The 24,295-nt window shown below is 67.3% G+C and carries 24 protein-coding genes and 1 tRNA gene; 10 read left to right on the forward strand and 15 right to left on the reverse strand.

Annotated features, from left to right (window positions below; translation table 11 throughout):
* Window positions 1-22: 22 nt before the first annotated feature.
* Complete coding sequence (locus HBE63_RS22850) at window positions 23-964, reverse strand: GDP-mannose 4,6-dehydratase (RefSeq protein ID WP_166906784.1); 942 nt, start codon at window positions 962-964, stop codon at window positions 23-25.
* Window positions 965-1,020: 56 nt separating this feature from the next.
* On the opposite strand from HBE63_RS22850, the gene HBE63_RS22855 reads away from it, so the two are divergent.
* The 6 genes from HBE63_RS22855 (at window position 1,021) to HBE63_RS22880 (ending at window position 5,769) form a co-directional block, all read left to right on the forward strand.
* The gene (locus HBE63_RS22855) at window positions 1,021-2,778 is read left to right on the forward strand and encodes a hypothetical protein (RefSeq protein ID WP_166906785.1); all 1,758 of its coding nucleotides are present in this window, start codon (window positions 1,021-1,023) and stop codon (window positions 2,776-2,778) included.
* Window positions 2,779-2,833: 55 nt separating this feature from the next.
* Entirely contained in the window at window positions 2,834-3,391 is a 558-nt protein-coding gene (locus HBE63_RS22860) for an EspA/EspE family type VII secretion system effector (RefSeq protein ID WP_208301190.1), read from the forward strand.
* A gap of 440 nt (window positions 3,392-3,831) precedes the next feature.
* Window positions 3,832-4,224 (forward strand): hypothetical protein, encoded by a 393-nt coding sequence (locus HBE63_RS22865; RefSeq protein WP_166906786.1) that lies wholly within the window; start codon window positions 3,832-3,834, stop codon window positions 4,222-4,224.
* A 66-nt stretch (window positions 4,225-4,290) separates the two neighbouring features.
* Window positions 4,291-4,689: a hypothetical protein gene (locus tag HBE63_RS22870; protein ID WP_243858227.1), complete on the forward strand. Its 399-nt coding sequence runs from the start codon at window positions 4,291-4,293 to the stop codon at window positions 4,687-4,689.
* Complete coding sequence (locus HBE63_RS22875) at window positions 4,673-5,263, forward strand: hypothetical protein (protein ID WP_243858229.1); 591 nt, start codon at window positions 4,673-4,675, stop codon at window positions 5,261-5,263. Before HBE63_RS22870 ends, HBE63_RS22875 begins: the two co-directional genes overlap by 17 nt.
* 140 nt (window positions 5,264-5,403) lie before the next feature.
* Window positions 5,404-5,769, forward strand: coding sequence for a carboxymuconolactone decarboxylase family protein (locus HBE63_RS22880; RefSeq protein ID WP_166906787.1), 366 nt, complete (start codon window positions 5,404-5,406; stop codon window positions 5,767-5,769).
* Here the strand turns inward: HBE63_RS22880 and HBE63_RS22885 are convergent.
* The 3 genes from HBE63_RS22885 to HBE63_RS22895 all read right to left on the reverse strand — a co-directional run bounded on the left by HBE63_RS22885 (window position 5,766) and on the right by HBE63_RS22895 (window position 7,677).
* Window positions 5,766-6,296 (reverse strand): hypothetical protein, encoded by a 531-nt coding sequence (locus HBE63_RS22885; protein ID WP_166906788.1) that lies wholly within the window; start codon window positions 6,294-6,296, stop codon window positions 5,766-5,768. The genes HBE63_RS22880 and HBE63_RS22885 overlap by 4 nt on opposite strands.
* A 41-nt stretch (window positions 6,297-6,337) precedes the next feature.
* Window positions 6,338-6,413 (reverse strand) — tRNA-Thr (locus HBE63_RS22890).
* Window positions 6,414-6,468: 55 nt separating this feature from the next.
* Window positions 6,469-7,677, reverse strand: coding sequence for a DNA polymerase III subunit delta' (locus HBE63_RS22895; protein WP_166906789.1), 1,209 nt, complete (start codon window positions 7,675-7,677; stop codon window positions 6,469-6,471).
* Window positions 7,678-7,780: 103 nt separating this feature from the next.
* Here HBE63_RS22895 and HBE63_RS22900 point away from each other — a divergent pair, with 103 nt between their 5' ends.
* Window positions 7,781-9,367: an adenylate/guanylate cyclase domain-containing protein gene (locus HBE63_RS22900; protein ID WP_371814801.1), complete on the forward strand. Its 1,587-nt coding sequence runs from the start codon at window positions 7,781-7,783 to the stop codon at window positions 9,365-9,367.
* Window positions 9,368-9,378: 11 nt separating this feature from the next.
* On the opposite strand, the gene topA is transcribed toward HBE63_RS22900, so the two are convergent.
* The 3 genes from topA to HBE63_RS22915 all read right to left on the reverse strand — a co-directional run bounded on the left by topA (window position 9,379) and on the right by HBE63_RS22915 (window position 13,205).
* Entirely contained in the window at window positions 9,379-12,207 is a 2,829-nt protein-coding gene (topA, locus tag HBE63_RS22905) for a type I DNA topoisomerase (protein ID WP_166906791.1), read from the reverse strand.
* 103 nt (window positions 12,208-12,310) lie between these two features.
* Complete coding sequence (locus HBE63_RS22910; RefSeq protein ID WP_166906792.1) at window positions 12,311-12,904, reverse strand: hypothetical protein; 594 nt, start codon at window positions 12,902-12,904, stop codon at window positions 12,311-12,313.
* Between the two features lie 97 nt (window positions 12,905-13,001).
* Window positions 13,002-13,205, reverse strand: a complete 204-nt coding sequence (locus HBE63_RS22915; protein ID WP_006243848.1) for a cold-shock protein — start codon at window positions 13,203-13,205, stop codon at window positions 13,002-13,004.
* Window positions 13,206-13,507: 302 nt separating this feature from the next.
* Between HBE63_RS22915 and HBE63_RS22920 the strand changes: the two genes are divergently transcribed.
* Window positions 13,508-15,859: a DEAD/DEAH box helicase gene (locus HBE63_RS22920; protein WP_371815052.1), complete on the forward strand. Its 2,352-nt coding sequence runs from the start codon at window positions 13,508-13,510 to the stop codon at window positions 15,857-15,859.
* Between the two features lie 277 nt (window positions 15,860-16,136).
* Entirely contained in the window at window positions 16,137-17,162 is a 1,026-nt protein-coding gene (locus HBE63_RS22925; protein ID WP_166906794.1) for a PAS domain-containing protein, read from the forward strand.
* Here HBE63_RS22925 and HBE63_RS22930 read toward each other — a convergent pair.
* From HBE63_RS22930 to ssd, 7 genes are read right to left on the reverse strand one after another with little or no spacing between them, the layout of a single operon-like run.
* On the reverse strand, window positions 17,159-17,470 hold the full coding sequence (locus HBE63_RS22930) for an Rv3654c family TadE-like protein (protein ID WP_243858231.1): 312 nt from the start codon (window positions 17,468-17,470) through the stop codon (window positions 17,159-17,161). The genes HBE63_RS22925 and HBE63_RS22930 overlap by 4 nt on opposite strands.
* A 31-nt stretch (window positions 17,471-17,501) precedes the next feature.
* Window positions 17,502-17,828 (reverse strand): TadE family type IV pilus minor pilin, encoded by a 327-nt coding sequence (locus tag HBE63_RS22935; RefSeq protein WP_208301493.1) that lies wholly within the window; start codon window positions 17,826-17,828, stop codon window positions 17,502-17,504.
* Between the two features lie 20 nt (window positions 17,829-17,848).
* On the reverse strand, window positions 17,849-18,052 hold the full coding sequence (locus tag HBE63_RS22940; protein WP_055118101.1) for a DUF4244 domain-containing protein: 204 nt from the start codon (window positions 18,050-18,052) through the stop codon (window positions 17,849-17,851).
* A gap of 27 nt (window positions 18,053-18,079) precedes the next feature.
* Window positions 18,080-18,661 (reverse strand): type II secretion system F family protein, encoded by a 582-nt coding sequence (locus tag HBE63_RS22945; protein ID WP_166906795.1) that lies wholly within the window; start codon window positions 18,659-18,661, stop codon window positions 18,080-18,082.
* Entirely contained in the window at window positions 18,658-19,443 is a 786-nt protein-coding gene (locus HBE63_RS22950; protein ID WP_166906796.1) for a type II secretion system F family protein, read from the reverse strand. Before HBE63_RS22950 ends, HBE63_RS22945 begins: the two co-directional genes overlap by 4 nt.
* Window positions 19,440-20,600 (reverse strand): TadA family conjugal transfer-associated ATPase, encoded by a 1,161-nt coding sequence (locus tag HBE63_RS22955; RefSeq protein WP_166906797.1) that lies wholly within the window; start codon window positions 20,598-20,600, stop codon window positions 19,440-19,442. Before HBE63_RS22955 ends, HBE63_RS22950 begins: the two co-directional genes overlap by 4 nt.
* The gene (gene ssd / locus HBE63_RS22960; RefSeq protein WP_166906798.1) at window positions 20,597-21,676 is read right to left on the reverse strand and encodes a septum site-determining protein Ssd; all 1,080 of its coding nucleotides are present in this window, start codon (window positions 21,674-21,676) and stop codon (window positions 20,597-20,599) included. Before ssd ends, HBE63_RS22955 begins: the two co-directional genes overlap by 4 nt.
* 420 nt (window positions 21,677-22,096) lie before the next feature.
* Between ssd and HBE63_RS22965 the strand changes: the two genes are divergently transcribed.
* On the forward strand, window positions 22,097-22,954 hold the full coding sequence (locus HBE63_RS22965) for an HAD-IB family hydrolase (protein WP_371814802.1): 858 nt from the start codon (window positions 22,097-22,099) through the stop codon (window positions 22,952-22,954).
* 428 nt (window positions 22,955-23,382) lie between these two features.
* Here HBE63_RS22965 and HBE63_RS22970 read toward each other — a convergent pair whose 3' ends face one another.
* Window positions 23,383-24,123 carry an oxidoreductase gene (locus HBE63_RS22970; protein ID WP_166906800.1) on the reverse strand — a complete coding sequence of 247 codons (741 nt, stop codon included), beginning with the start codon at window positions 24,121-24,123 and terminating at the stop codon, window positions 23,383-23,385.
* Between the last annotated feature and the right edge of the window lie 172 nt (window positions 24,124-24,295).

Raw genomic sequence — 24,295 nt, forward strand, 5'->3', positions numbered from 1 at the left:
GAAAGTGAGTACTCACAATCTTTTAGCGAGAATTACTCCGGAAGAATTCGACCGTCTTGGGGATACCCGCGGCCAGATCCACCTGTGGCCGCCAGCCCAGCACCTCACGCGCCCGCGTGATGTCCAGACGGGAACGGCGCAGGTCACCGAGCCGCGGCGGGTGCATCTCCGGGTCGTCCGCTGCGCCGACGGCCAGGGCGATCGCCATGTGCATTTCGCGGGTCGAGGTCTCCACCCCGGTGCCGACGTTGAACCGCTGTCCACCGCCCGCGGATCCGGACGCCTTCACGAAGGCGTCCACCACGTCGTCGACGTACACGTAGTCGCGGGTGTCACTGCCGTCACCGAAAATCTTGGTGGTCCGCCCGGCCAGCAGGCCCTGGGCGAAGATCGCCACCACGCCGGCCTCGCCGTGCGGATCCTGGCGCGGGCCGTAGACGTTGGCCGGCGCGATGTGTGAGCAATCCAGGTCGTACAGATTGCGGAACATGTTGAAGTACACCTCGCCGGCCACCTTGCTCGCCGCGTAGGGCGAAGCCGGGTTCGTCGGGGTGTCCTCGTTCGTCGGATAGGACGGCGGGGTGCCGTACACCGAGCCGCCCGACGACGTGTGCACCACCTTGCGCACGCCGGACTGCCGGGCCGCCTCGGCCAACCGGACCACGCCCACCACATTCACCGTGGAGTCCAGCTGCGGGTCGTCCACCGAACGCTTCACCGAGATCTGGGCCGCCAGGTGGAAGATCACCTCGGGCTGGGTGTCCTTGAACAAGCCCAGCAGGTCCGCGTCGACGATGTCGGCCTTGACGAACTCGAAGTTGTCGCTGCTCTCGGCGTTGCTGAGGTTCTCTGCCCGCCCCGAGCTGAGGTCGTCGAGCCCGACGACGCTGTGCCCGTCTGCCAGCAGCCGGTCAACCAGCGTCGATCCGATGAAACCTGCCGCTCCTGTCACCAGTGTTCGCACGGCCTCACCATACCGACGGCAGATTGGCCTCCGCTGGGTCCGTACAGTCGGCAAGAGTGAACAAGGTCGCCCGCATTGCCGCCGCGCTGATCGCGCTGCACCTGGTGGTCCGGGCAGTACTCGCATTCGGCGGCTATTTCTACTGGGACGATCTGATCCTGATCGGCCGGGCCGGAACCCAGAATCTGCTGTCGCCGTCGTACCTGTTCGACGATCACGACGGCCATGTCATGCCCGCGGCGTTCCTGGTGTCCGGCGCGGTCACCCGGGTGGCCCCGTTCTCCTGGGTGCTGGCCGCGGTGAGCCTGGTGGTGATGCAACTGCTGGCCTCGCTGGCGCTGCTGCGGGCCCTGTGGGTAATCCTCGGCTGGCGGCCCGTGCTGCTGATCCCCCTGACCTTTGCCTTGTTCACGCCGTTGGCGTTGCCCGGGTTCGCCTGGTGGGCGGCGGCATTGAACTCCCTGCCGATGCTGGCCGCCCTGGCGTGGGTGTGCGGTGAGGCCGTGCTGCTGGTGCGGACCGGGGCTTCCCGGCACGCGGCCTTCGGCGTGCTGGTGTTCTTCGGCGGGCTGCTGTTCTTCGAGAAGGCCGCGGTGATCCCGTTTGTGGCGTTCGCGGTCGTCGCGCTGCTGGGATACGTCACCGGGACCTTTTCGTTGGCGGACGTGTGGCGGCGAGGTCTTCGGTTGTGGGTTTCATGCCTCGCGCTCCTTGTTGCCTGGATCGGGGTGTACCTCGTCGTCGTCGATCAGAAGCGGTGGAGCTTCGACCTGGGGATGACGTGGGATCTGCTGAGCCGCTCCTTTACTCACGGCATCGTGCCCGGGATCGTGGGTGGGCCGTGGTCCTGGCAACGCTGGGCACCCGCGTCCCCGTGGGCCACCCCGTCCTTCTCGGTGATGGTGCTGGGCTGGGTGGTGCTTGTTGTCGCCGTCGCGGTCGTGCTGGTGCGCAAGGCCCGCATCTGGCCGGTCTTGGTCGTGGCCCTGGGTTACGCCGTGGCCTGCCAGATCCCGATCTACCTGATGCGCTCGTCGCGATTCACCGCATTGGAATTGGCGCAGACGCTGCGCTATCTGCCGGACCTCGTGGTGGTGCTGGCGCTGTTGGCAGCGGTGGGATTCTGTGCGCCGAATCGAAGTTCTTCCGGCCTACTCTCGGCGTCGCGGGCGCGCACTGCCGTATGTGTCAGTGTTGCAGCGCTTTTCGTGGCGAGCAGCCTGTATTCGACGTTCACCTTCTTGAAGGTGTGGCAGGACAACCCGGTGCCGGCCTATCTGAACAATGCCCGCGCGTCTTTGGCGTCCACCTCATCGGCCGCCCCACTGCTGGATCAGGAGGTCGATCCGCTGATCCTGCAACGCGTGGCCGCCCCGGAGAACCTGGCCAGCCACATGTTCGCACTGGCCTCGCCACGACCCGAGTTTGCCTCGGCGACAACTGATCTGCGGATGTTCGACCGGACCGGGGCGCTGCTCCCTGCCAAGGTGACCTGGGTGCGCACCATTGTCGAGGGCCCGGCACCTCGCTGCGGTTTCCTGGTCCAACCAGATCAACCGGTTGTCATGCCCCTGGATGGGCCCCTGCTGCCGGCCGACTGGACCGCCGAGATCAACTACCTGGCCAATAGCGACGGATCACTGACCATGGCCCTGGCCGAAGGCCCCGAGGTGAAAGTTCCGGTGCGGCCCGGCCTCAACCGGGTGTTCGTCCGACTGCCCGGGGCCGGGCAGTCCATCTCCGTGGCCGCCAACACCGCCGCGCTGTCGGTCTGCATCTCCCCCGGACCTATCGGATTCCTGGCACCGAGGTAGTTCGGGTGCTGAGATACTGACGGTTGACTGTCGGGATCCTGGTGGGGGGCATTCTGTGAGCGCGCTTGATGGCTTCTATTCCACGTGGAGTAAAGCCAAGGACACGTTCGGCGTAGGTACCCCCACCGACGGCAGCCACTATGACGGCAGCAGCTCGAAGCTGATGCAGATGAAGTCCACCATCGAATCGGCCACGCCCGACGACCGCTGGCAAGGCACAGCGTCACAGGCCTACGCCGCGGCCAACAAAGAGCACGCCGCGGTATACGAGAAGCTTTCTGACCTCGACAGGAAGATGGCAGCCGAACTCAACAAGGCTGCGAACGTCGTCACCGCCGGACGCGGTCAACTCGACGTCACCAAGTCCTGGGTTGACAGCGCGGTTGACTCACTGCCCAAATCGCTGAGCTCTCAAGCCCGCGAGAAAAGCCTGATCCCTATCGCGAGGGAAGGCATCACCCAAGTCAACAACACCGTCCAAAACGCCAACAACGACATGGTCGCGATCGGGCAAAGCGTGAATGGCATCAAGAACCAGTTCGATGAGCTGACGAACCAAAAGTTCGCCGGCAGCCAACGCAAAGATTCGCAGGACTCCGACGGCGATGCGTAGAACGAGCCTGGATCGAAACCCGGCGAATCCGGAGGGCCCGAGTTTGTCATCGGATCGCCTACGAAACCGGACATCTCTTGGGACGAAGACTTCAAGTACGGTTCCGCCGAACCCGGTTTGGGGGATTACCTGAAGCGGGCCGAATGGGAGGCAAAGCTTGCGGGTGGCCGATTGTTGCGAAGCGACCTCGACGATGCAACCCAGAAAGCGAACCCACCGCAGTTCAATCCCGGCCGTGAGGACCGTGTGGATGGCAGAGGTAGCCCAGGTGGGGTACGCGTGCCAGATAACAATCGCAATACCGGAGGAGTGACACTGCCGTGACGAATTCTCGTGGGGTGCACCGAATATGCGCTGTGACCCTTTCGTTGGCCTCCGCAGCATTCGCACTTTCAGCATGTTTCCCCAGTTCGCACGAACGGCAACGGATGGAGAACACAGTGAACGCCCCCGCGGCCAAGACCACGTCCAACCCCGTCCGGCACGAGCTAGAGCCGTTGACGAAGCGCTTCCCGGCGCTCGGATCACCCGTCGCGGCGTCGTGGGTCAGCGGAGACATGGGTGATCCGGACGTCCCTGGACCGTCGCTGTACTGGATCGACAGCATCGTCGAGTTGAGCCCGTCCGTCGCGGACGATTTGAAGGCGAGGTATCGCGCCCTTCCGACCACTGACCAGCCCGATGTCTGGGAATCGTTGCGGGCGAGCCTGCCGCAAGGCGGCTTCCTTGCCAGTGGTCAACTCGACGCGGCATTCACCAGCGCCAGGGTCAAGTCGAAGGCTTTCCTTGCTGAGGGTGCGCCAATCGTCGTCATCACTGCCACCGGAGAGTAGGCACCACCCATGCCCAGGTGGCAAGGGCATCAAGGCACGATCGCCCTACAGTTCGCGATCGCAATAGTGACCGCCTGCATCCTCAGCGGGTGCGGCATATTCGGCAGTAGTGCGAATCGCAACAACGACCGCTTCGCGCGGCCAGATCATCCGAAGGACTCACCGTCCGGACAGTACGAAGTGTCGGCCGCCATGGGGCCGGAGCAGAACGGCGTCGAAACCTGGGTGGCAGTGATCCGGGACAAGGCCACGGACGCCGAGGTGTTCCGCGACTCGTATGCCTACAGCACCCGGCACGGCATCAACATCACCTGGCTATCTGCGAGCGACCAATTGTGGCTGTTTTCAAGCGATGTCGGTACCGCGCATGTCGACCGGCAGCGCGATGAGGCCTGGGTCAAGACCAGCATCTATCCGGAAACGACTGACGACATCCCTGAGGAGATCAATGCACTCATTGACTGAATCTGGGAGCGGGTATTTCGGAACTGAGCTGAAACTTGTCACCTTCGTCCTCATCGGGCTCTGCCTAACAGTCACGGCCTGCGGCGGACGGATTGAGCACAACGGTAGAAACGTCAAAGACGTCGTGCCCCAATCACAACAGCAGGCACAGGACACAGTTTTCGGCTACCTGAAACGAACTCTGGACGGCCTGCCGTCGGGCACCGTGCTGGACGGCACGCGATACGGATCTGCTGGCTCAACCAGTTACTGCGACGACAACGACAGCTCACCCACCGCGCCGAGGAATTTCAGCACCACAGGTGAACTCCACTCGCCCCCAGGAATCGACAACGGCACCACAGTCAGGAATGTCGGCGAAGTCTGGCGCAGTTGGGGATGGAACGTGACCGAACGCGACGAGTTCCGCAAGCCCAATCAGTTCGGCTATGGCCCCGACGGCTACCGCCTACAGATCGTTTCCGCGTCACCGACGAGTTTCCCGCCCACCGTCGGCGCAACCTCACCTTGCTACCCCGGAACCATCGCCCGCAACGACATTGGCTTTCCAATGCAAATCACATCGGGAAGCTAGTCCGCGGCGAAACATTCCTCACCAGCAGTGCACGCAGCAACAACGATTGGCGATCAACTGCGTATCTGCAAAGCGGCTCGAACATGCTGGTGATGCGGTCGGTCGACGACTGATTCTGACCAGGTGCCAAGCTGGCAGGCATGACTGACGTACGTGAACAGGGTCTGCGGGTCCTCCGAGAGATGGTGCCGCACCTGCCGGCCGACGTCGTCGAACCCGACGGCAGCTTCGGCGATGAGCTGCTGGCGATCGGCGTCGACAATGTCTTCGGCCGGTTGTGGAGCCGTGACGGCCTGAGCCGGCGTGACCGCAGCCTGGTCACCATGGGCATCCTGATCGCCCTGCGGGCGACCGATGAGTTCGAGTCACACGTCAAGATCGGCCTCCGAAACGGCCTCACCGAGGACGAGATCGCCGAGGTCATCTACCACGCCAGCGGCTACGCGGGATTCCCTGCTGCAAATACCGCCCGCAACGTGGCGCGTGACGCGCTGGCCAAGGACTAGAAGACGCGGCTACCGCGCTCCGAGAGCTCGAAGCCGTGGTCACCGATCACGCACACCGTGCTCGCTTCGGTGACGGCGCACGTCCCGGTGTTCGGGTAGACGAGCTTGCTACCAGCGGGAAGCAGCTTGTAGTCGGCCGGGTCAACCGTGCGGTCACGGGGTTCTTTGTAGTCCGTGTACTTCTCCATGGCCGCCAGATCCCCGGTGGAAAACCTCGCCGGGTCGCCTGACATGGCCGCGAAGACATTGACCAAGTTGCTCGATGTACCGGGCAGCTGACCCCAGCAGGTGGCTTGCTTCATGGGCGGATTGGCACGGCCTGTGTAGGTGATCCGGCATCGGTACCCACCCGGGGTGACGAACTGCGCGCCATTCGTCGTCGGGTAGTTGTAGTACGTGTTGTAGTCGTGGATATCCACCGCCGTGTAACCACTCAGATCAGGGATTTGCCCCGGATCAGCCACCGCCACGGGAGATGTCACTGAAACCGCTGCTACGAGAACCGCACCCACCACGACCCGTGCCATAGCGGTGAGCCTATCCGGCACCAACGTTCTACCAGAACGTGTGGAGCCACCCAGGGGAATCGAACCCCTGACCTATTCATTACGAGTGAATTGCTCTACCGACTGAGCTAGGGTGGCGCGCCCGGCGAACCGGGCGGCACCACTTTACGGCAGACGCCGCCCAGGACCCAACTCACCCACGTAGCGCCTGCCCCACAGTGGCCACCATGGCGTCGACGGCGAACTTGGGCTTGACGTTGACCGCCAGCGCCTCGCGGCATCCGAGCACCGCCTCGATGCAGCGCAGCAGCCGGTCCGGCGGCACGTGGGCGGCCATGGCCTCCACTTTCTCGGCCATGTCAGGGTGGTTCGCCGTAACGCCGCCGGCGCCCGACGACACCAGCAGCGCATCACGGAAGTAGGTGGCGAGGTCGATCAGGGCGCGGTCCAACGCATCGCGGTTAGCCCTCGTCCGTCGTGACTTCTGCCGATTCTCCAGCTGCTTGAGCGCGCCGGCGGTCCCGCGGGTGGTGGCGGCGGTGCCCTTTCCGGTTCCGCCGGCGCCGAGGGCCGTCTTGAGCTCCTCGGTCTCGGTCTCGTTGCGCCCTGCGGTCAGCGCCAGTGCCTCGGACTCGGCGACGGCCACCATCTCTTCGGCGGCCGCGAACGCCCGCGCCGGCGTGGCAGCGTCCCGGGCCAACCCGAGCGCCCGTTTGCGTCGCTCCCTGGCCTCCGGATCGGTCGCCAGCCGGCGGGCCCGTCCCACATGTCCGCCGCTGACCGAGGCTGCCCAGCGGGCATCGTCCTCCGACAGGCCGTCACCGGAGATCAGCACGTCGGCGATGGCGTCCACCGACGGCGTGGTCAGCGCCACATGCCGACACCGAGACCGCAGCGTGATCGCGATGTCCTCGGGGTCCACCGACGGCGCGCAGAGCAGGAACACCGTCGAGGCCGGCGGCTCCTCCACCACCTTGAGCAGTGCATTGGCCGCGCCCTCGGTAAGTCGGTCAGCATCCTCGATCACCACGACCTGCCAGCGCCCAGTCCCGGGCCGGCGCGACGCGATCTGGACGATCTCGCGCATCTCTTTGACCGCGATCGACAACCCCTCGGGCACGATGCGGCGCACGTCGGCGTGGGTGCCGGCCATCGTCGTCGTGCAGGCCCGGCATTCCCCGCACCCCGGCGTCCCCTCTGACGTGCACTGCAAGGCCGCCGCGAAGCAGAGCGCGGCCACCGAACGCCCCGATCCGGGCGGGCCGGTGATCAGCCAGGCATGTGTCATGGTCCCGACAGTGGTGCCACTGTGTGGCGAATCACCACGGGCTGCCGACGCAGCCGCTACCAGCTCCTGTTCCACCGCGTGCTGGCCCACCAGCCGCGAAAAGACACCGCTCATCGTCCCCAACAGTAGTGGTCAAGCCGACACAACCACGTCACAGCAGGCGCTCAACGTCCCTGCGGCCCGATACGGTGAACGGGTGACCGCGCAGGCTTTACCCGTGAGGCGAATCAATGCATTCGTCCGGTGGGTGGCGCGTACCCCGTGGCCGGTGTTCACCCTGGGCATGCTGCAGGCCGACATCATCGGCGCGCTGTTCGTGCTGGGGTTTCTGCGCTTCGGTCTGCCGCCCGAGGACCGCATCCAGCTCCAGGATCTGCCGGTGCTCAACCTGGCGATCTTCCTGGGCTATCTGTTTGTGTCGTTCACCGTCGGTGCCTACCTGGCCCTGCGGTTGCTGATCCCGGTGATCCGGTGGCAGCGCCGCGACACCCTGCTGTCCAAGTCCGACCCCCGCATCACCGAGCTGGCCCGCGTACGGGCGCTGAAGATGCCGTTCTACCGCACCCTGATCAGCGTCACGAACTGGTTCCTGGGCTCGATCGTGTTCATCGTTGCCAGCTGGCCGGTGGCCAGTAAGTCCGCACCGGTGGTTCTCGTCGCCACCGCGCTGGGGGCGACCGCCACGGCGATCATCGGCTACCTGCAGTCCGAGCGGGTGCTGCGGCCGGTCGCGGTGGCCGCGCTGCGCGGCGGGGTTCCGGAGAACTTCCGCGCCCCCGGGGTGATCCTGCGCCAGGTGCTGACCTGGGTGCTGTCGACGGGCGTGCCGGTCCTGGCGATCGTGCTGGCCCTGGTGGCCAGCAAGTTCTCGATCCTGACCGCATCCGCGGACCGGCTGATCACCCCGCTGTTGCTGCTGGCCATCGCCGCGCTGGTGATCGGACTGTCCGGCACCGTGCTGGTGGCGATGTCGATCGCCGATCCGCTGCGTCAGCTGCGCTGGGCGCTGGGCGAGGTACAGCGCGGTAACTACAACGCCCACATGCAGATCTACGACGCCAGCGAGCTGGGCCTGCTGCAGGCCGGGTTCAACGACATGGTGCGCGAGCTGGCCGAGCGGCAACGGCTGCGTGACCTGTTCGGCCGCTACGTGGGTGAGGACGTGGCCCGTCGCGCCCTGGAGCGCGGCACCGAGTTGGGTGGCCAAGAACGTGACGTGGCGGTGCTGTTCGTGGACCTGGTGGGTTCGACGCATCTGGCATCGACGATCCCGGCCGGCGACGTGGTGAACCTGCTCAACGAGTTCTTCCGCGTCATCGTCGACACCGTCAACCGTCACGGCGGGTTCGTCAACAAGTTCCAGGGTGACGCGGCCCTGGCCATCTTCGGTGCCCCCATCGAACATCCCGACGCCTCCGGCGGCGCGCTGGCGGCATCCCGCGAACTGCACGACGAGCTGCTCAGCGTGCTGGGCACCGACACCGAGTTCGGTATCGGGGTCTCGGCCGGGCGGGCGATCGCCGGCCACATCGGCGCTCAGGCCCGTTTCGAGTACACCGTGATCGGCGACCCGGTCAACGAGGCCGCCCGGCTCACCGAGCTCGCGAAGCTGGAGGAAGGCCACGTGCTGGCCTCGGCCATCGCGGTCAGCGGCGCACTGGACGCCGAGGCACTGAGCTGGGACGTCGGCGAGATCGTCGAACTGCGCGGGCGCACCGTGCCCACCCAGCTGGCCCGCCCGATGAACCTGGTCCTGCCACGGGATCTGGAGCGCGATGCCGCCGAGAGCGACCTGACGGGCTGATATAGATCAGGTCAGGCCTTCTTGGCGGCGGCCTTCTTCGCTGGGGCCTTCTTGGCCGCGGTCTTCTTGGCGGCGGCCTTTTTCGCCGGGGCTTTCTTCGCCGCCTTCTTGACCGGCCCACGCGCCCGGCGGTCGGCCAATAGCTCCGATGCGCGCTCATCGGTGATCGACTGCACGTCATCACCCTTGCGCAGGCTGGCGTTGGTCTCGCCGTCGGTGACGTACGGGCCGAATCGCCCGTCCTTGATCACCATCGGCTTGCCCGAGGCCTGGTCGGTGCCCAGCTCACGCAGTGGCGGGGCCGCAGCAGCCTGGCGCCCACGGCGTTTCGGCTCAGCGTAGATCTTCAGCGCCTCATCGAGGGTGATGGTGAACATCTGCTCCTCGTTGGCCAGAGAACGAGAGTCGGTGCCGCGCTTCAGATATGGCCCATACCGGCCGTTCTGTGCGGTGATCTCCTCGTTGTTGGACGGGTCGACGCCGACCACCCGCGGCAACGACAGCAGCTTGAGTGCGTCGTCGAGCGTCACGGTCTCCAGATCCATTGAGCGCAACAGCGATCCGGTGCGCGGCTTGGGTCCGGTCGGCTTCTTGCCCTTCTTGGCCGTCGCCCCCGCATCTGGATCCTCGGGGGGCTCCGGCAGGATCTCGGTGACGTAGGGGCCGAATCGTCCGTCCTTGGCCACGATTTCGTGCCCGGACACGGGATCGACACCCAGCACCCGACCCTCTTGCGGTGTGGCGAAAGCCTTTTCGGCCAGCTCCAGGGTCAGCTCGTCGGGAGTCAGCTCGTCCTTGAGGTTGGCGCGCTGCGGCTTGAGCTCCCCCGGATTGTCAGGGTCGGCGATCATGCGCTCCAGGTACGGCCCGTTGCGGCCCACCCGGACTACCACTGCACGACCCTCGGCATCGTCAAAAAGCTTGATGGAGTTGACTTCTCGTGCGTCGATACCTTCGAGGTTGCCGCCGACGAGGTGCTTGAGCCCACCGGCCCGGGCGATCGAGCCCTCGACGCCGTGCTCCCCGCCGAAGTAGAAGTTCGACAGCCAGTTGGTGCGCTGCTCTTGGCCGTTGGCGATCTCGTCGAGCTCGTCCTCCATGGCCGCGGTGAAGTCGTAATCCACCAGCCGGCCGAAGTGCTGCTCGAGCAGTCCGATGACAGCGAAGGCGACCCATGACGGGACCAGCGCACTGCCCTTTTTGACCACGTAGCCGCGGTCCTGGATGGTCTTGATGATCGACGAGTACGTCGACGGGCGGCCGATGCCGAGTTCTTCGAGGGCCTTGATCAGCGAGGCCTCGGTGTAGCGGGCCGGCGGGCTGGTGGTGTGTCCGTCGGCGGTCAGATCGGCGGCGTCGACGCGCTGTCCCTGGGTCAGGTTCGGCAGGCGGCTCTCGGCGTCGTCGGCCTCACCGCCGGCCTGCTCGTCGAGGCTCTCGACGTAGGCCTTCAGGAAGCCCGCGAACGTGATGGTGCGACCGGACGCGTTGAAGACGACCTGCTCGCCGCCGGCAGCCGTCCCGGCGATCCGCAGCGACAGCGTGGTGCCGCGCGCGTCGGCCATCTGCGAGGCCACGGTGCGCTGCCAGATCAGCTCGTAGAGCCGGAACTCGTCGGTGTCCAGAGCGCTGTGCAGCTGGCCCGGCGTCTGGAACACGTCACCCGAGGGGCGGATCGCCTCGTGCGCCTCCTGGGCGTTCTTGACCTTGCGGGTGTACTGCCGCGGCGACGGATGCACGTACTCGTCGCCGTAGAGCTGCCGCGCCTGGTTGCGCGCGGCGTTGATGGCCGACTCCGACAGCGTCGTCGAGTCGGTACGCATGTAGGTGATGTAGCCGTTCTCGTACAGCCGCTGCGCGATGCTCATGGTGCGCTCCGAGGAGAACCGCAGCTTGCGGGCGGCCTCCTGCTGCAGCGTGGAGGTCATGAACGGCGCGTAGGGCTTGCGGGTGTACGGCTTCTGCTCGACGGAGCTGACGGCCAGCTGGGCGCCGCGCAGACCGGCGGCCAGGGCCCCGGCGCTGGCCTCGTCGAGCACGAGCACCTCGTCGGGCTTCTTGAGCTGGCCCAGCGAGTCGAAATCACGGCCGGCGGCAACCCGGCGGCCGTCGACGGTGTTGAGCTTGGCGGTGAACTTGGGTGGCGTGGCGCCGGCGTCCGACACGGACGCGTCGAGTTCGGCGGTGACGTCCCAGTACCCGGCGCTGCGGAACGCCATGCGCTCCCGCTCGCGCTGCACGATGATGCGCGTGGCCACCGACTGCACCCGACCTGCCGACAGCTTCGGCGCGACCTTCTTCCACAGCACGGGTGAGACCTCGTAGCCGTAGAGGCGGTCCAGGATGCGGCGGGTTTCCTGCGCGTCGACCAGGGCGATGTCCAGGTCACGGGGGTTTTCCGCGGCGGCCCGGATGGCGGGTTCGGTGATCTCGTGGAAAACCATCCGGCGGACCGGCACCTTGGGCTTCAGGGTCTCCAGCAGATGCCAGGCGATCGCCTCACCCTCGCGGTCACCGTCCGTCGCGAGGTAGAGCTCGTCGACACCCTTGAGTAGCTCCTTGAGCTCGGTGACGGTGCTCTTCTTCTCCGGGCTGACGATGTAGAGCGGTTCGAAGTTGTCGTCGACATTGACCCCGAGGCGCGCCCACGGCTCGGATTTGTACTTGGCGGGCACGTCAGCGGCATTGCGCGGCAAGTCACGAATGTGTCCGCGGGAGGATTCGACCACGTAGTTGGATCCCAGGTAGCCGGCTATCTTGCGCGCCTTGGTCGGCGACTCGACAATTACGAGTCGCCGGACGGGTCCCTTGCTTCCGCTGCCGCCATTATCGCCAGCCACCTGTGCTTACGCTCCACTCCTATAGTTGCCGCGCCACGCCCGGCAACTGACAATTTCGCATTACGCGCGAGCCTACGCAAACCGGCTCTCCGTGTATCCACTACTAAATACGTGGCCACTGCGCCAACGCCGCGGCCTCCCCCGGGGGTTCCCCCACGTTCTCTACCAGGCGTGACAGCCGTCGCCGGCCACTGATCCGCAGGGCCGGATGGGAGCCTCTGGTCCCGATCAACGTCGGGGCGATTCCCACCCGCATCATGGCCGCGGCCAGCGCCGCGTGGGTATCGGGCGCATGCGGGTCCAGCCCCAGCAGGTAACGGTCGTCGGCCTCGGGCGTGCCCGCAGCCAGCGTCCAGGCCCGGAGCTCCCGGGCGCCTGGCAGCCAGCCGGCCGGCACCGTCTTGACCGCACCCCTGGTCCATTCCCCCGCGATCAGCATCAACTGCGGATCCAGCGCGGTACGGACGAGCGGGTTGTTCTCGTCGGTCCGGGAAATCTCCGGCACCAGTCCGACCTCCCTCATCATCTCGGCCAGGCCGTGGGCACGCCACAGCTCGTCGACCACCACCGAGATCCGGGCCGCCTGCCGGCCGCCATTGCCCGCCAGAACAACCTGTCCCGGCCCGGCAAGCACCCCGGTCAGGTCGGCCACCGCGGGCGGCATCGACTCGGCCGAGAAGAACGACAGCTGGCTCACAAATCGACACTAGGCCAGCGCAGGCCGCAAAAACGAGAACACCCCCGCGGTGTCCGGTCTGGACTCACACGGGGGTGTCTCTTTGGGTTTGTTTGGCTCAGACGGCCCGAACACCCGTGGCCTGCGGCCCCTTGGGGCTCTGGCCGACCTCGAACTCAACCTTCTGGTTCTCCTCCAGGGTGCGGAATCCGCTGCCCTGGATTTCCGTGTAATGGACAAACACGTCGGCAGAGCCGTCCTCCGGAGCAATGAAGCCGAAGCCCTTCTCCGCGTTGAACCACTTCACAGTTCCCTGTGGCATCTTTTGTTCTTTCCTTCTCTTCAACCGGGTGCGGTTCACCGACTTCCGGTGCACCGGGCCCGTTCCGACCGCCATACCAACGCGCGAGTCGACCGGAACTTGACCCGACCTACAACCCTCGCAGGAACCGCGATCGCAACGACGATCCTGCGAGTGCGAGTACAAACACAGAAGCTGCGACCGCGATCAGTCAATCATGTTCGGGGCGGCTGCGACAGTATCGGTATTCGGCGCGTGGTGAACAATTCGTTTACAAATCCGGGCCGACGATGGCGGGGTAGATCGCAGGAGGAAGCACAGTGCTGGACCAGGGGTCGGATTTCGGCCGTGAGCTGCTAGCTTGCGCTGTCGACGGCACCCCGTCCGGGGAAGATCCGCTACGCCATGTTGCGGATATACCGCCGCGACATGGCAAACCAGATCGATGGCCGCAATGGGCCCATCCGGAGGTCGTTTCGGTACTGCAGGACCGCGGCATCGCCGCACCCTGGTCGCATCAGCTCGCCGCCGCCGAGTTGGCCCGTGACGGACGGCATGTCGTCGTGTCCACCGGCACCGCATCCGGCAAGTCCCTGGCCTACCAACTCCCGATCCTGTCGGCGTTGGCCGAAGACCGGCGGACGCGGGTGCTGTACCTGTCGCCGACGAAGGCGCTCGGACACGACCAGTTGCGCACGGCACAACAGCTGACGGAGACCGTCGCCGCGCTGCGCGACGTCGCGCCCGCTGCCTACGACGGCGACAGCGCCACCGAGGTGCGCCGGTTCGCCCGGGAACGGTCGCGATGGATCTTCTCCAACCCGGACATGATCCACCTGTCGCTACTGCGCAACCATGCCCGCTGGGCGGTGTTCCTGCGCCACCTCAAGTACGTCGTTGTCGACGAATGTCATTACTACCGTGGCATTTTCGGTTCCAACGTGGCCATGGTGCTGCGCCGGCTGCTGAGGTTGTGCGAAAGATACTCCCCCGACTCCAGCGGGCCGACGGTGATCTTCGCCAGCGCCACCACGGCGTCACCGGCCGAGACCGCCGCCGAGTTGATCGGGCAGACCGTCGCCGAGGTGACCGAGGACGGCTCACCGCAGGGCGCGCGCACGATCGCGCTGTGGGAACCGGCGCTACTGGACGATCTCACCGGCGAGAACGGCGCGCCGGTGCGGCGTTCGGCCGGCGCCGAGGCCGCCCGGGTGATGGCCGACCTGATGACCGAGGGAGCACGCACATTGACCTTCGTCCGGTCCCGGCGGGGCGCCGAACTCACCGCGCTGGGAACCCGGGCCCGGTTGGAAGACACCGCACCCGAGCTGGCCGATCTGGTGGCGTCCTACCGGGCCGGTTTTCTCGCCGAGGACCGCCGGGAGCTGGAACACGCACTGACTGACGGCCGGTTGCGCGGGCTGGCCACCACCAACGCGCTGGAGCTCGGCATCGACATCGCCGGGCTGGACGCGGTGGTGCTGGCGGGGTTTCCCGGCACCGTCACCTCGTTCTGGCAGCAGGCCGGCCGGTCCGGCCGGCGTGGGCAGGGCGCGCTGATCGTGTTGATCGCCCGCGACGATCCCCTGGACACCTACCTGGTGCACCATCCCGCCGCGCTGTTGGACAAGCCGATCGAGCGGGTGGTCATCGACCCGACGAATCCGCACGTGCTGGGCCCGCAATTGCTCTGCGCCGCGGCAGAGCTTCCGCTCACCGCGGCCGAGGTCCGGTTGTGGAACGCCGAGGCGGTGGCCGAAACCCTGGTCGACGACGGACTGTTACGGAAGCGCCCCAGTGGCTACTTCCCCGCTCCCGGGGTCGATCCGCACCCCGCTGTGGACATCCGCGGCTCCAGCGGCGGCCAGATCGCGATCCTGGAGGCCGACACCGGCAGGATGCTGGGCAGCGCCGGCGCCGGGCAGGCGGCGGCCTCGCTGCATCCCGGCGCGGTGTATCTGCACCAGGGCGAGACCTATCTGGTCGACTCGTTGTCCTTTGAGGACGGCGTGGCGTTCGTGTATGCCGCCGACCCCGGCTACAGCACGTTCGCCAGGGAGTTGACCGACATCTCGGTCACCGGCCCCGGCGAGCGCAGCACCTTCGGCCCGGTCACCGTCGGCCTGGTTCCGGTGTCGGTGACCAACACCGTGGTCGGCTACCTGCGCCGCCGGATGGACGGCGAGGTCATCGATTTCGTTGAGCTGGACATGCCACCCAGCACCCTGGACACCATGGCCGTGATGTGCACCGTCACCCCGGAGGCATTGCAGGACAATGGTATTGATCTGCTAGCCATGCCGGGAAGTCTGCATGCCGCCGAACACGCGGCGATCGGCCTGCTGCCCCTGGTGGCCAGTTGCGACCGTGGTGACATCGGCGGGGTCTCGACGGCCGTCGGACCGGTGGACGGCCTGCCGTCGATCTTCGTCTACGACGGCTACCCCGGCGGTGCGGGTTTCGCCGACCGCGGATTCCGCAATCTCGGTACCTGGTGGGGCGCGACGGCCGACGCGATCGAAGCGTGTGAGTGCCCGCACGGTTGCCCCTCGTGCGTGCAGTCACCGAAATGCGGCAACGGCAACGACCCATTGGACAAATCTGGTGCCGTCCAAGTACTCCGCCTGGTGCTCGGCGCGCTGAGTACGTCCTCAGCGGACCCCCGACCGCGTTGACGACCGACCCCTCGACGGCCGACGACGCGGATCTACAACTGCGTGGCTGCATTCGGCCACGCCGAACACACAGACGGTGCGACGAACGGTCGGACAACGCGATCCGTTCCCAATCCCGGAGGCCGGGCGCAGTGGCAAATTACGTGAACTCGCTCATGTTTGCAACCCGACAGACCCTACTTCGGATATCCGCGACCGTAATCCGCAGTTTTCTGCTGCGGATTACGTCGTCGCTGCGTGCGAATACAGCTACGCGGACCCCGGTAAAATGCCGCGCATGACCCACGACTGGCTGCTCGTGGAGACACTGGGTAGCGAGCCTGTTGTGGTCGCACGAGGTCTGCACACGAAGAACCTCGTCCCGATCGGTGTGTTTCTGCGACGAAATCCGCACCTGATGGCGATTCAGAGCGCCATCAGGGAAACCGTCCAGGCCGGCCAGGGTCTCAGCAGCATCACACCCAAGAACGACCGCGTAATCCGCACCGAAGTGGTGCGGATGTCCGACGGGCGCATCCACGGGGTGCACGTCTGGATCGGGCCGGCCGATATCGACCCGCCCCAGCGGCCCATTCCCGGCCCACTGATCTGGGACCTGACCGCGGGCGTGGCCACCGACACCGCGGAGTCACTGCACAACAGCGGGATGGACCCGGAAACCGAAGCCACCCACGACCGGACCTTCGCCGACGACCTTCCGGCCCGGGACCTCAACGGCAGCGAGGCCAAGGTGCTGGCCATGACCGTCAAGCCCGTCGTCGGCAACACCTTGTGCACCACCTGGGATGTCACCGACCACCGCGGCGTGCCCATCACCGTGGGATTCGTGGCCCGGGTGATCCTGGAGCCCGACGATGGCGGCTCCGACCGGCTGATCTGCCGGGCGATGAACTGGCGCAGCGATCGTGAGAACCCGGGGACACCCATCGACAACCTGGCCCAACGCATCCTCGACGGGCTGGCCTGTCCCGGCGTGCACCGGGCACTGGTGGGCCTCGACGACTGGAAGTTGTTGAAATGGCTCGACGAGCCGGCACCGTTCTTCGACTGGCGTAACCGCGACGGCGGGGCGGCCCGCATCCACCCGGCCGATGCCCGGCACATGGCGCGAATGACCACGGATTTCTCCGACGGCGTCACCACCGCCGTGTTGCGGATGCGCGCCGAGGACGGCGGCTGGCGGCCGGTGCACATGACGGTCAACCGGATCGAACTCGCCGAGGACACCTTCGCGGGCCTGATCGCCCTGCGGCTGCCGACCGACGACGAGGTCGCCGCTGCGGACCTCGACAAGCTCGACTAGGCCACGGCGTCCACAGGTCCCGCGCGCGCCGCCGCCCGGGCCGGGCGGACGCCCCACCGGCCAAGGCGGACCGGGACCGACACCTCGAGCACCACATCGAGACGCTCGATCCGGCACACGCCGAGGACCGAACGCATCCGTACCGCGATCTGGGTGGCCTGCGCGCACGCCGCATCCGGCCCGGAAACGACGGCGCCGGCCGCGCTCAGGGCGGCCAGATCCGCCGCGGCCTGGGCCCGGTGCCGGGCCGTGACCGCGGCACCCAGGTAGGCGCCACCGGCCGCAAACGCGACCACCATCGCGATCATCGCCGCAGCCAGCAGCGTGGCCGAACCACGCTCACCCGGCGCCGGGTTCGGGGACCGCGGCCGCCTCCGCGGACACCGTGAACCCCGGCAACGCCGTGGCGGCGCTGACACGGGCCACCACCAGACCGCCATCGCGACCGACATCCACCACTGCCCCGGACGGGGCGACCCGGCGGGCGGCGGCCGCCGCCGCTTCGCCCTCACCGCGTGCCGCCAGGCGGGCGGCTTCACGCGCCGCGTCGATACACCGGATCTGCATGCCCACCGCACCGAGGCCGCCGACACACAACACCAGGACCGCCACCAATGATGCGATGGCGAAGGCCGCCTCGACGGTGACCGCACCCCGGTCATCCAGCCGGTCATCCAGCCGGTCATCTAGACGTTCGTGTTCAGCGCCCGGCTGATGATGTTGGTCAGTGCGCTCACGATCGAATCCCCCGTGACCACGGTGTACAGGATCGCCCCGAACGCCGCAGCGGCAATCGTGCCGATTGCATATTCGACGGTGCTCATGCCTGATTCGTCGAGCATCAACAACGCCGCCCTGGCATTCGCCCGCTGAATCATGTTTCCTGCCATGATATTTCCTCCCTCTGCGATGTGTACTCACCACAAACCCGAACCCAGCACGTCACCGGCCAGACCGGCGACCACCGGGACGACGCCCAGGCACAGGAACGCCGGCAGATAGCACAGCCCCAACGGCCCGGCGACCAGGACCGAGGCACGTTCCGCCACCGCATCGGCCGTGGCGGTGGCATCGTGTCGGGCCTGGGCGGCCAACTCGGCCACCCCGTCGGCCAAGGCACTGCCCGAGGCGGCCGACCGGCGGGCCAGCCGCAATAGGGCCTCCGCGTTCTTGTCCCGCGGTACCGCGTCATCACCGCCGGACCAGGCCCGGGCCGGGCCCGCCCCGAGCGCGAGGAGTTCGGCTGCGCGCCGCAGCATCGGCGCCAATGACGGTGGGGCCGATGCGTGGGCGGCGGCAGCCGCCGTCGACACCGCCATCCCCGCGGCCAGACAAGCGGAGAACAAGTCGAACGTCGAGGCCGCGGCAAGCGGATCGTCGGTGTGCCCCCGTCGGCCACCTGGCCTCGCCACCGGTGCAGGTACGGCGCGGGACCGCACCCGGGCCGTATCTGCACCGATCAGCAGCGCAGCAGCGAGAAACAGTGCCGCCCAACTCATCTCACTGCCCTCTCGGTGATCCGGTCCGACCACGCCAGTCCGGTGCAGGCCAGCAGGACTCCGATCATCAACAGCCAGCCACCCACGCCCGGGCCGCAGAGGAACGTCAGTGGCTGGGCACCGATCAACTGCCCCAGTGCAATCCCGGCCACGGGCAGCCCGGCCAGCACCGCCGCCGTCGCTCGCGGGCCCGCCATCGCCGCTTCGACGTGGGAGGAAAACCGTTCGTGCTCAACGATGTCGCGCTGCGCGGTCCGCATCAGGGTGGCGATCGAAAGTCCGTACGCGTGGGCCAGCCGCCAGCACACCGCGAGTCTCTCCCAGTGCATCGGCAATTGCGAAGCTGCCGCGACATCTTCCAGGCCGGCCGCGACATCGGCGCCCAGGCGGGCCCGCGCGGCGACAGCTCCCATCCCCTGGTGTACGGGCCCGGTCACCTCGCCGGCCGCAGTGCCGAAGGCATTGACCGGATGGACACCGGTGCGCAGTTCACCCACCAACACGTCCAAGGCAGCCTGCAGAGCCGCGGATTCCTGTTGCCGCTGCCGCCGCGCAGCGCGACGCCTGCGGCGTACCATAACGGTCCCGCACACCATAGCCGTGGCCACGGCGGCCGGCAATGAAAACAGCCAGGCCACAACGACTCCCAGCACCGCAACGATGGGCGCTGCGCGCACTTGCCGCCGACCCGGTGCATCAGCCCGCCGTAGCGCGGCTGCCCGCCGGAGCGTGGCCGGCCACAGCAGAAGCGCGGCGGCCAACGCCAGTGCACTCGCTGTCACGTCGATACCCGCTGTTCGACGAGACCGTGCAGAGTCTCTGCGCCACAGCCCAAACCGGTGTCGGCGTGCCAGGCAGTCACCACCTCCAGATCGCCCCGGGTCGCTCGGCGTAGTACCGCTATCTCAGCGAGCCTGCGCCGCCCGGCACCGTCACGCCCGACGTGCAGCAGCACCTGCACGGCCGCGGCCAGCTGACTGATCAGCGCGGCACGGTCCAGACCGCCGAGCGCGCCGAGGGCCTCCAGCCGGGCCGGCACTTCTGCCGGGCTGTTGGCGTGCACGGTGCCCGCCCCGCCGTCATGGCCGGTGTTGAGCGCGGCCAGCAGATCCACCACCTCGGCTCCACGAACCTCACCGACGACGATGCGGTCCGGGCGCATCCGCAACGCCTGCCTGACCAGGTCCCGCACGGTGACCTCACCTACGCCCTCGACGTTGGCGCCCCGGGCCACCAACTTGACCAGGTGCGGGTGCGGCGGGGCCAATTCGGCGGCATCCTCGACACACACGATGCGTTCATGGGCCGGGACGGCGCCGAGTGCCGCCGCCAACAGGGTCGTCTTGCCGCAGCCGGTACCGCCCGAGATCAGGAAGGCCAGCCGGGCGCGGATGACTGCCCGCACCAGGTCGGCGGCCTGCGCAGGGATCGCGCCGGAGCGGGTGAGGGTTTCGAGATTCTGAGTGGCCGGACGCAACACCCGCAGCGACAGGCAGGCGCCCGCGGCTGCCACCGGCGGCAGCACCGCGTGCAGCCGCACGGTGAACGGGCCGATGCCGCCGAGTTGACCGTCCACCCACGGCTGCGCCTCGTCGAGACGGCGCCCGGCCAGCAGCGCCAACCGCTGGGCCAGCCTCCGGACCGCGCTCTCGTCGGGGAAACGCACTGCGCTGCGGTGCAACCCGCTGTCGTCGTCCACCCACACCGCGTCGGGGGCGGTGACGAGAACATCGGTGGTGGTCGGCGCGCACAGGAGTGGTTCCAGGACGCCGGCGCCGGTCAGTTCGGTCTCCAGCAGCCGCAGGTTGCTCAGCACCTCGGTGTCTCCGAGCAGGCCGCCGGACTCCGCCCGAATCGCCGCGGCCACCACGCCGGGGCTGAGTGGAGAGGCTTCGGCCACCAGCCGTTCGCGTACCCGGTCGATCAGCGAGGTGCTCACGCCGGCTCCGGCACAGGGTGACGAGCCAGGACCGACAGCACCCGCCGCGCGGCCGTGCCAAGCGGCGATCGTGACCGCACCCGTAGGCCGCCACGCTCCAACACTTCGGCGATGCCGGCCTGTGGTCGCATCGCTGCGAGCAGCGGCAGGTCCACGATACGGGCCACCTCGGGCGCCCGCAGCCCACCCGGTGACGGACCCCGCACGACTACACCGGCATTTGGGTTGCAGGCCAACACCCATGGCCGCGCGGCAGCTGCAGCGGTACACGACCGCACGTCGGCCGGCGTCACCAGAACCACCAGATCGGCTGCGTTCAAAGCGGTTTCGGCTGCCTCCGTGGTACGCCGAGGCACGTCGCACACCACCGTGACACCGCCCCGGCATCCCGCCTCGATCACCGCCGCCACCGGCCCGGCCTCGATATCGGCACCCGAGCGCCCACTGGAGAGCACGCTGACCCCCTCACGGCAGGGCAGCGCGTCGCGCAGTGCCGCATAACCCAACCGGCCACCCTGCAGGGCAAGGTCCGGCCAGCGCAGGCCGGCCAGGTCCTCACTGCCCGCCACCAGGTCGATTCCCCCGCTCCACGGGTCGGCCTCGATCAGCAGCGCGGCCGGCGCCGATTGAGCCAGGGCGACCGCGAACACCGAAGCACCAGCACCGCCTCTGGCGCTCACCACTGCCACCGCGGGGCCGCGACCGCCGTCGTCGCAACATGCTGCCTCGGAGAGGGCCGCCACGAGGTCGGCGTCCTGGGCGGGCAGTGTCACCACGTGTTGCGCGCCGACGGAGATCGCGGCCTGCCAGTCGTCGGGCCGGGGGTCGTCGCGACCGACCAGGACCACCCGGGTGCGACGGGGCAGCCCCCGGGCGGCGCACCGCAATGCCGCCGCGGCATCGAGCAGCACGGCGGCGGCAGCCGTCCAGGCCTTGCGCCCGGAGGGGTCGTCGACGAGGACGAGCCCGACGCCGGCGGCAGCCGCCACCCGGGACACGTCCTCACGCAGCTGCGGGTCGCCGATCAGAGCCAGCACGGTGCCGGACGGGGAGATCGAGACGCTCGAAATGGCCATGTGCCCACCCTGCGGGCAACGACGGGGCCGGCACCATCACCAATTCGCGGATTGTGGATGAAGTACGCCCTGTGGATAAATCCTGGGGCGAGAACACACCGGGCGACACGCTGAAAATGCGGTTCCGCAACCACCGAGGCTGCACCGGCAAGAATTTTTCCCCTGAAAAAGGGACGACCCCCGCCAGGGGGGGAGGAGGCGGAGGTCGTCGTGCATCAGCCCCGGGGGGTCGGGCTGATACACCCTCGGCATAAGCCGAGTAATGCTCACTATACACACGGAACTGCCAAAACACGCAAGGGACACCGCTGCGGGCTACCGCCACGATCCCGGGAATCACCGCCGAAAGAATGTGTCGTGAACTGCCATTTTATATTGGCGGCCGGATAACGGGTCGTGCGTGCCTCTATGCTGGCGCTTGTGACCGCATCCGATCGGGCTGCCGGGGAATTGATCGCACAGCAATCCGGGCCGCACGACGGTCGGCCGGTACGCACGGCGGCCTTTTTCGACCTCGACAAAACCGTCATCGCCAAGTCCAGCACGCTTGCTTTCAGCAAACCTTTCTTCAACCAGGGTCTGCTGAACCGGCGCACCGTTCTCAAGTCGACGTACGCTCAGTTTCTGTTCCTGATGTCGGGTGCCGACCACGACCAGATGGACCGGATGCGTAGCTACATCACCAACATGTGCACCGGTTGGGATGTCGAGCAGGTCAAGTCGGTCGTCGGCGAGACCTTGCACGACATCGTCGACCCCCTGGTGTTCGCCGAGGCCGCCGAGCTGATCGCCGACCACAAGTTGTGCGGCCGCGACGTCGTGGTGGTGTCGGCGTCGGGCGAGGAGATCGTCGCGCCGATCGCCAGGGCATTGGGTGCCACCCATGCGATGGCCACCCGGATGGTGGTCGAAGAGGGGCGTTACACCGGCGAGATCGCGTTCTACTGCTTCGGCGAGGGCAAGGTCGAAGCGATCCGCGCCCTGGCCGCACGCGAGGGCTACTCGCTGGACCACTGCTACGCCTATTCGGATTCGATCACCGATGTTCCGATGCTCGAATCGGTAGGCCACCCCACCGCGGTCAATCCCGACCGGGGCCTGCGCAAGGAGGCCGCTTCGCGCGGCTGGCCGGTGTTGACCTTCACCCGGCCGGTGTCGTTGCGCGACCGGTTCTCGGCGCCGTCGGGCGCAGCTGTCGCCACCACCGCCGCCGTCGGCATCAGCGCTCTGGCAGCCGGCGCGCTGACGTACTCGCTGCTGCGCCGCTTCACTTCCTGAGCTACTGCATGTAGTAGCTGAAACCCAGGCGTAACGATCGGAACTCGGGTGCAATTCACCCTTGCTGTGACCGTGGTCACGTAGTACAAAGGAACCACGGAAGCTTGGATGAGGCCAAGGTGTAGCCGGAAGAGAAGGCTAAATCTCCCGAACCGGGCTCCCCAGCACGGGTCCCGGCACCCACGCGGAGCACATGCCGCGGAATAGGCAAAAGCGTTGCGGGCCTGCGTGATTGCGAAGAGCGGACGGCCACGACGGCCCCTTGGGTAGGGTTGCAGCCGAAGCGCATTGCAAGGACGCCGAGGCCACCCACGCAACCCACATTGGCACGCTTGGTAACCGGTATCCGTGCTAGCGGGCGACGAGCCGAGACATCGTTTCGGACCGTCGCCCGCTTTCGTTTGCTGCGAGTACCCCGGGCGGCGCGTTCAGCCTGCCGCCGACTGGGCGATCTGCAGCGCTTCGCGCGCGCCGCCCTTCAGGGCCTCACTGCTGAGCAGCAGCCAGGCGGTCAGCCCGTCTGCTGTCCCGGAGGCGAATCCCCGTGCAGCAGCCTGGTACTCCCCCGACTTCCGCATCCAGTGCACCTCGGGGACACCCAGACCGTGCGGATCCAGCCCGCTGGCGATGGTCACCAGGCGCGACACCGCGCGGGCCACCACCCCGTCGGCGGTCCCGAATGGAGCCAGGGTGATGAGTTCGCCATGGGCGACCGCGGCCAGCACGGGAGCAGGAACCTTGGAGCCGCCCGCCACGATTTCGGTCAGCAGCTCGAGGCGGCGTCCGACGTCGGGATCGGTCCGTGGCCGGCCCAGGTGCTCGTCGTCGGTGAGGTCGGCCGCGGCCAATGCGTGCAGCCGGGCCAGGGCCTGCATCGGCGCCCGCTGCCACACACCGACCAACGAGGTGGCGCCGCCTTCGAGTGCTTCGGCGACGCGGATGGCGCCTGCCGTCACCGAATCAGGTTCGCCGTCGGCGGACAGCTGGAGGGCCCCGCCATCGAGCACCGCGGACGCCCGTGCCGCACGCAGCGCGGCCTCGGCCGCCGTCTGCGGCCAGCCGCGCAGATTGAACTTGTGTCGATGCGCCCGGCCCAGGGCCTCACGCACCTCGTCACTGGCCGCAGAAACACCGGGCAGGTCGACCAGCGGTGCGAGTGGATCGCTCATAGTCGAAACGCTAGCCGACCGCTGAACTTCATCGCGCCGACCGTTGGGCGCATCAGAACCGCCGCCCGGCAACCGTCTCGTGACGTCCCAACGCCGGTGCAACCTTTGGTGACTAGGCTCACATCCATGTCAAACGCGCCAGCGACGCCTACCGAAGTTCCGTCAGCCTATC

Source organism: Mycobacterium sp. DL440, from assembly GCF_011745145.1.
Taxonomy (GTDB): Bacteria; Actinomycetota; Actinomycetes; order Mycobacteriales; family Mycobacteriaceae; genus Mycobacterium.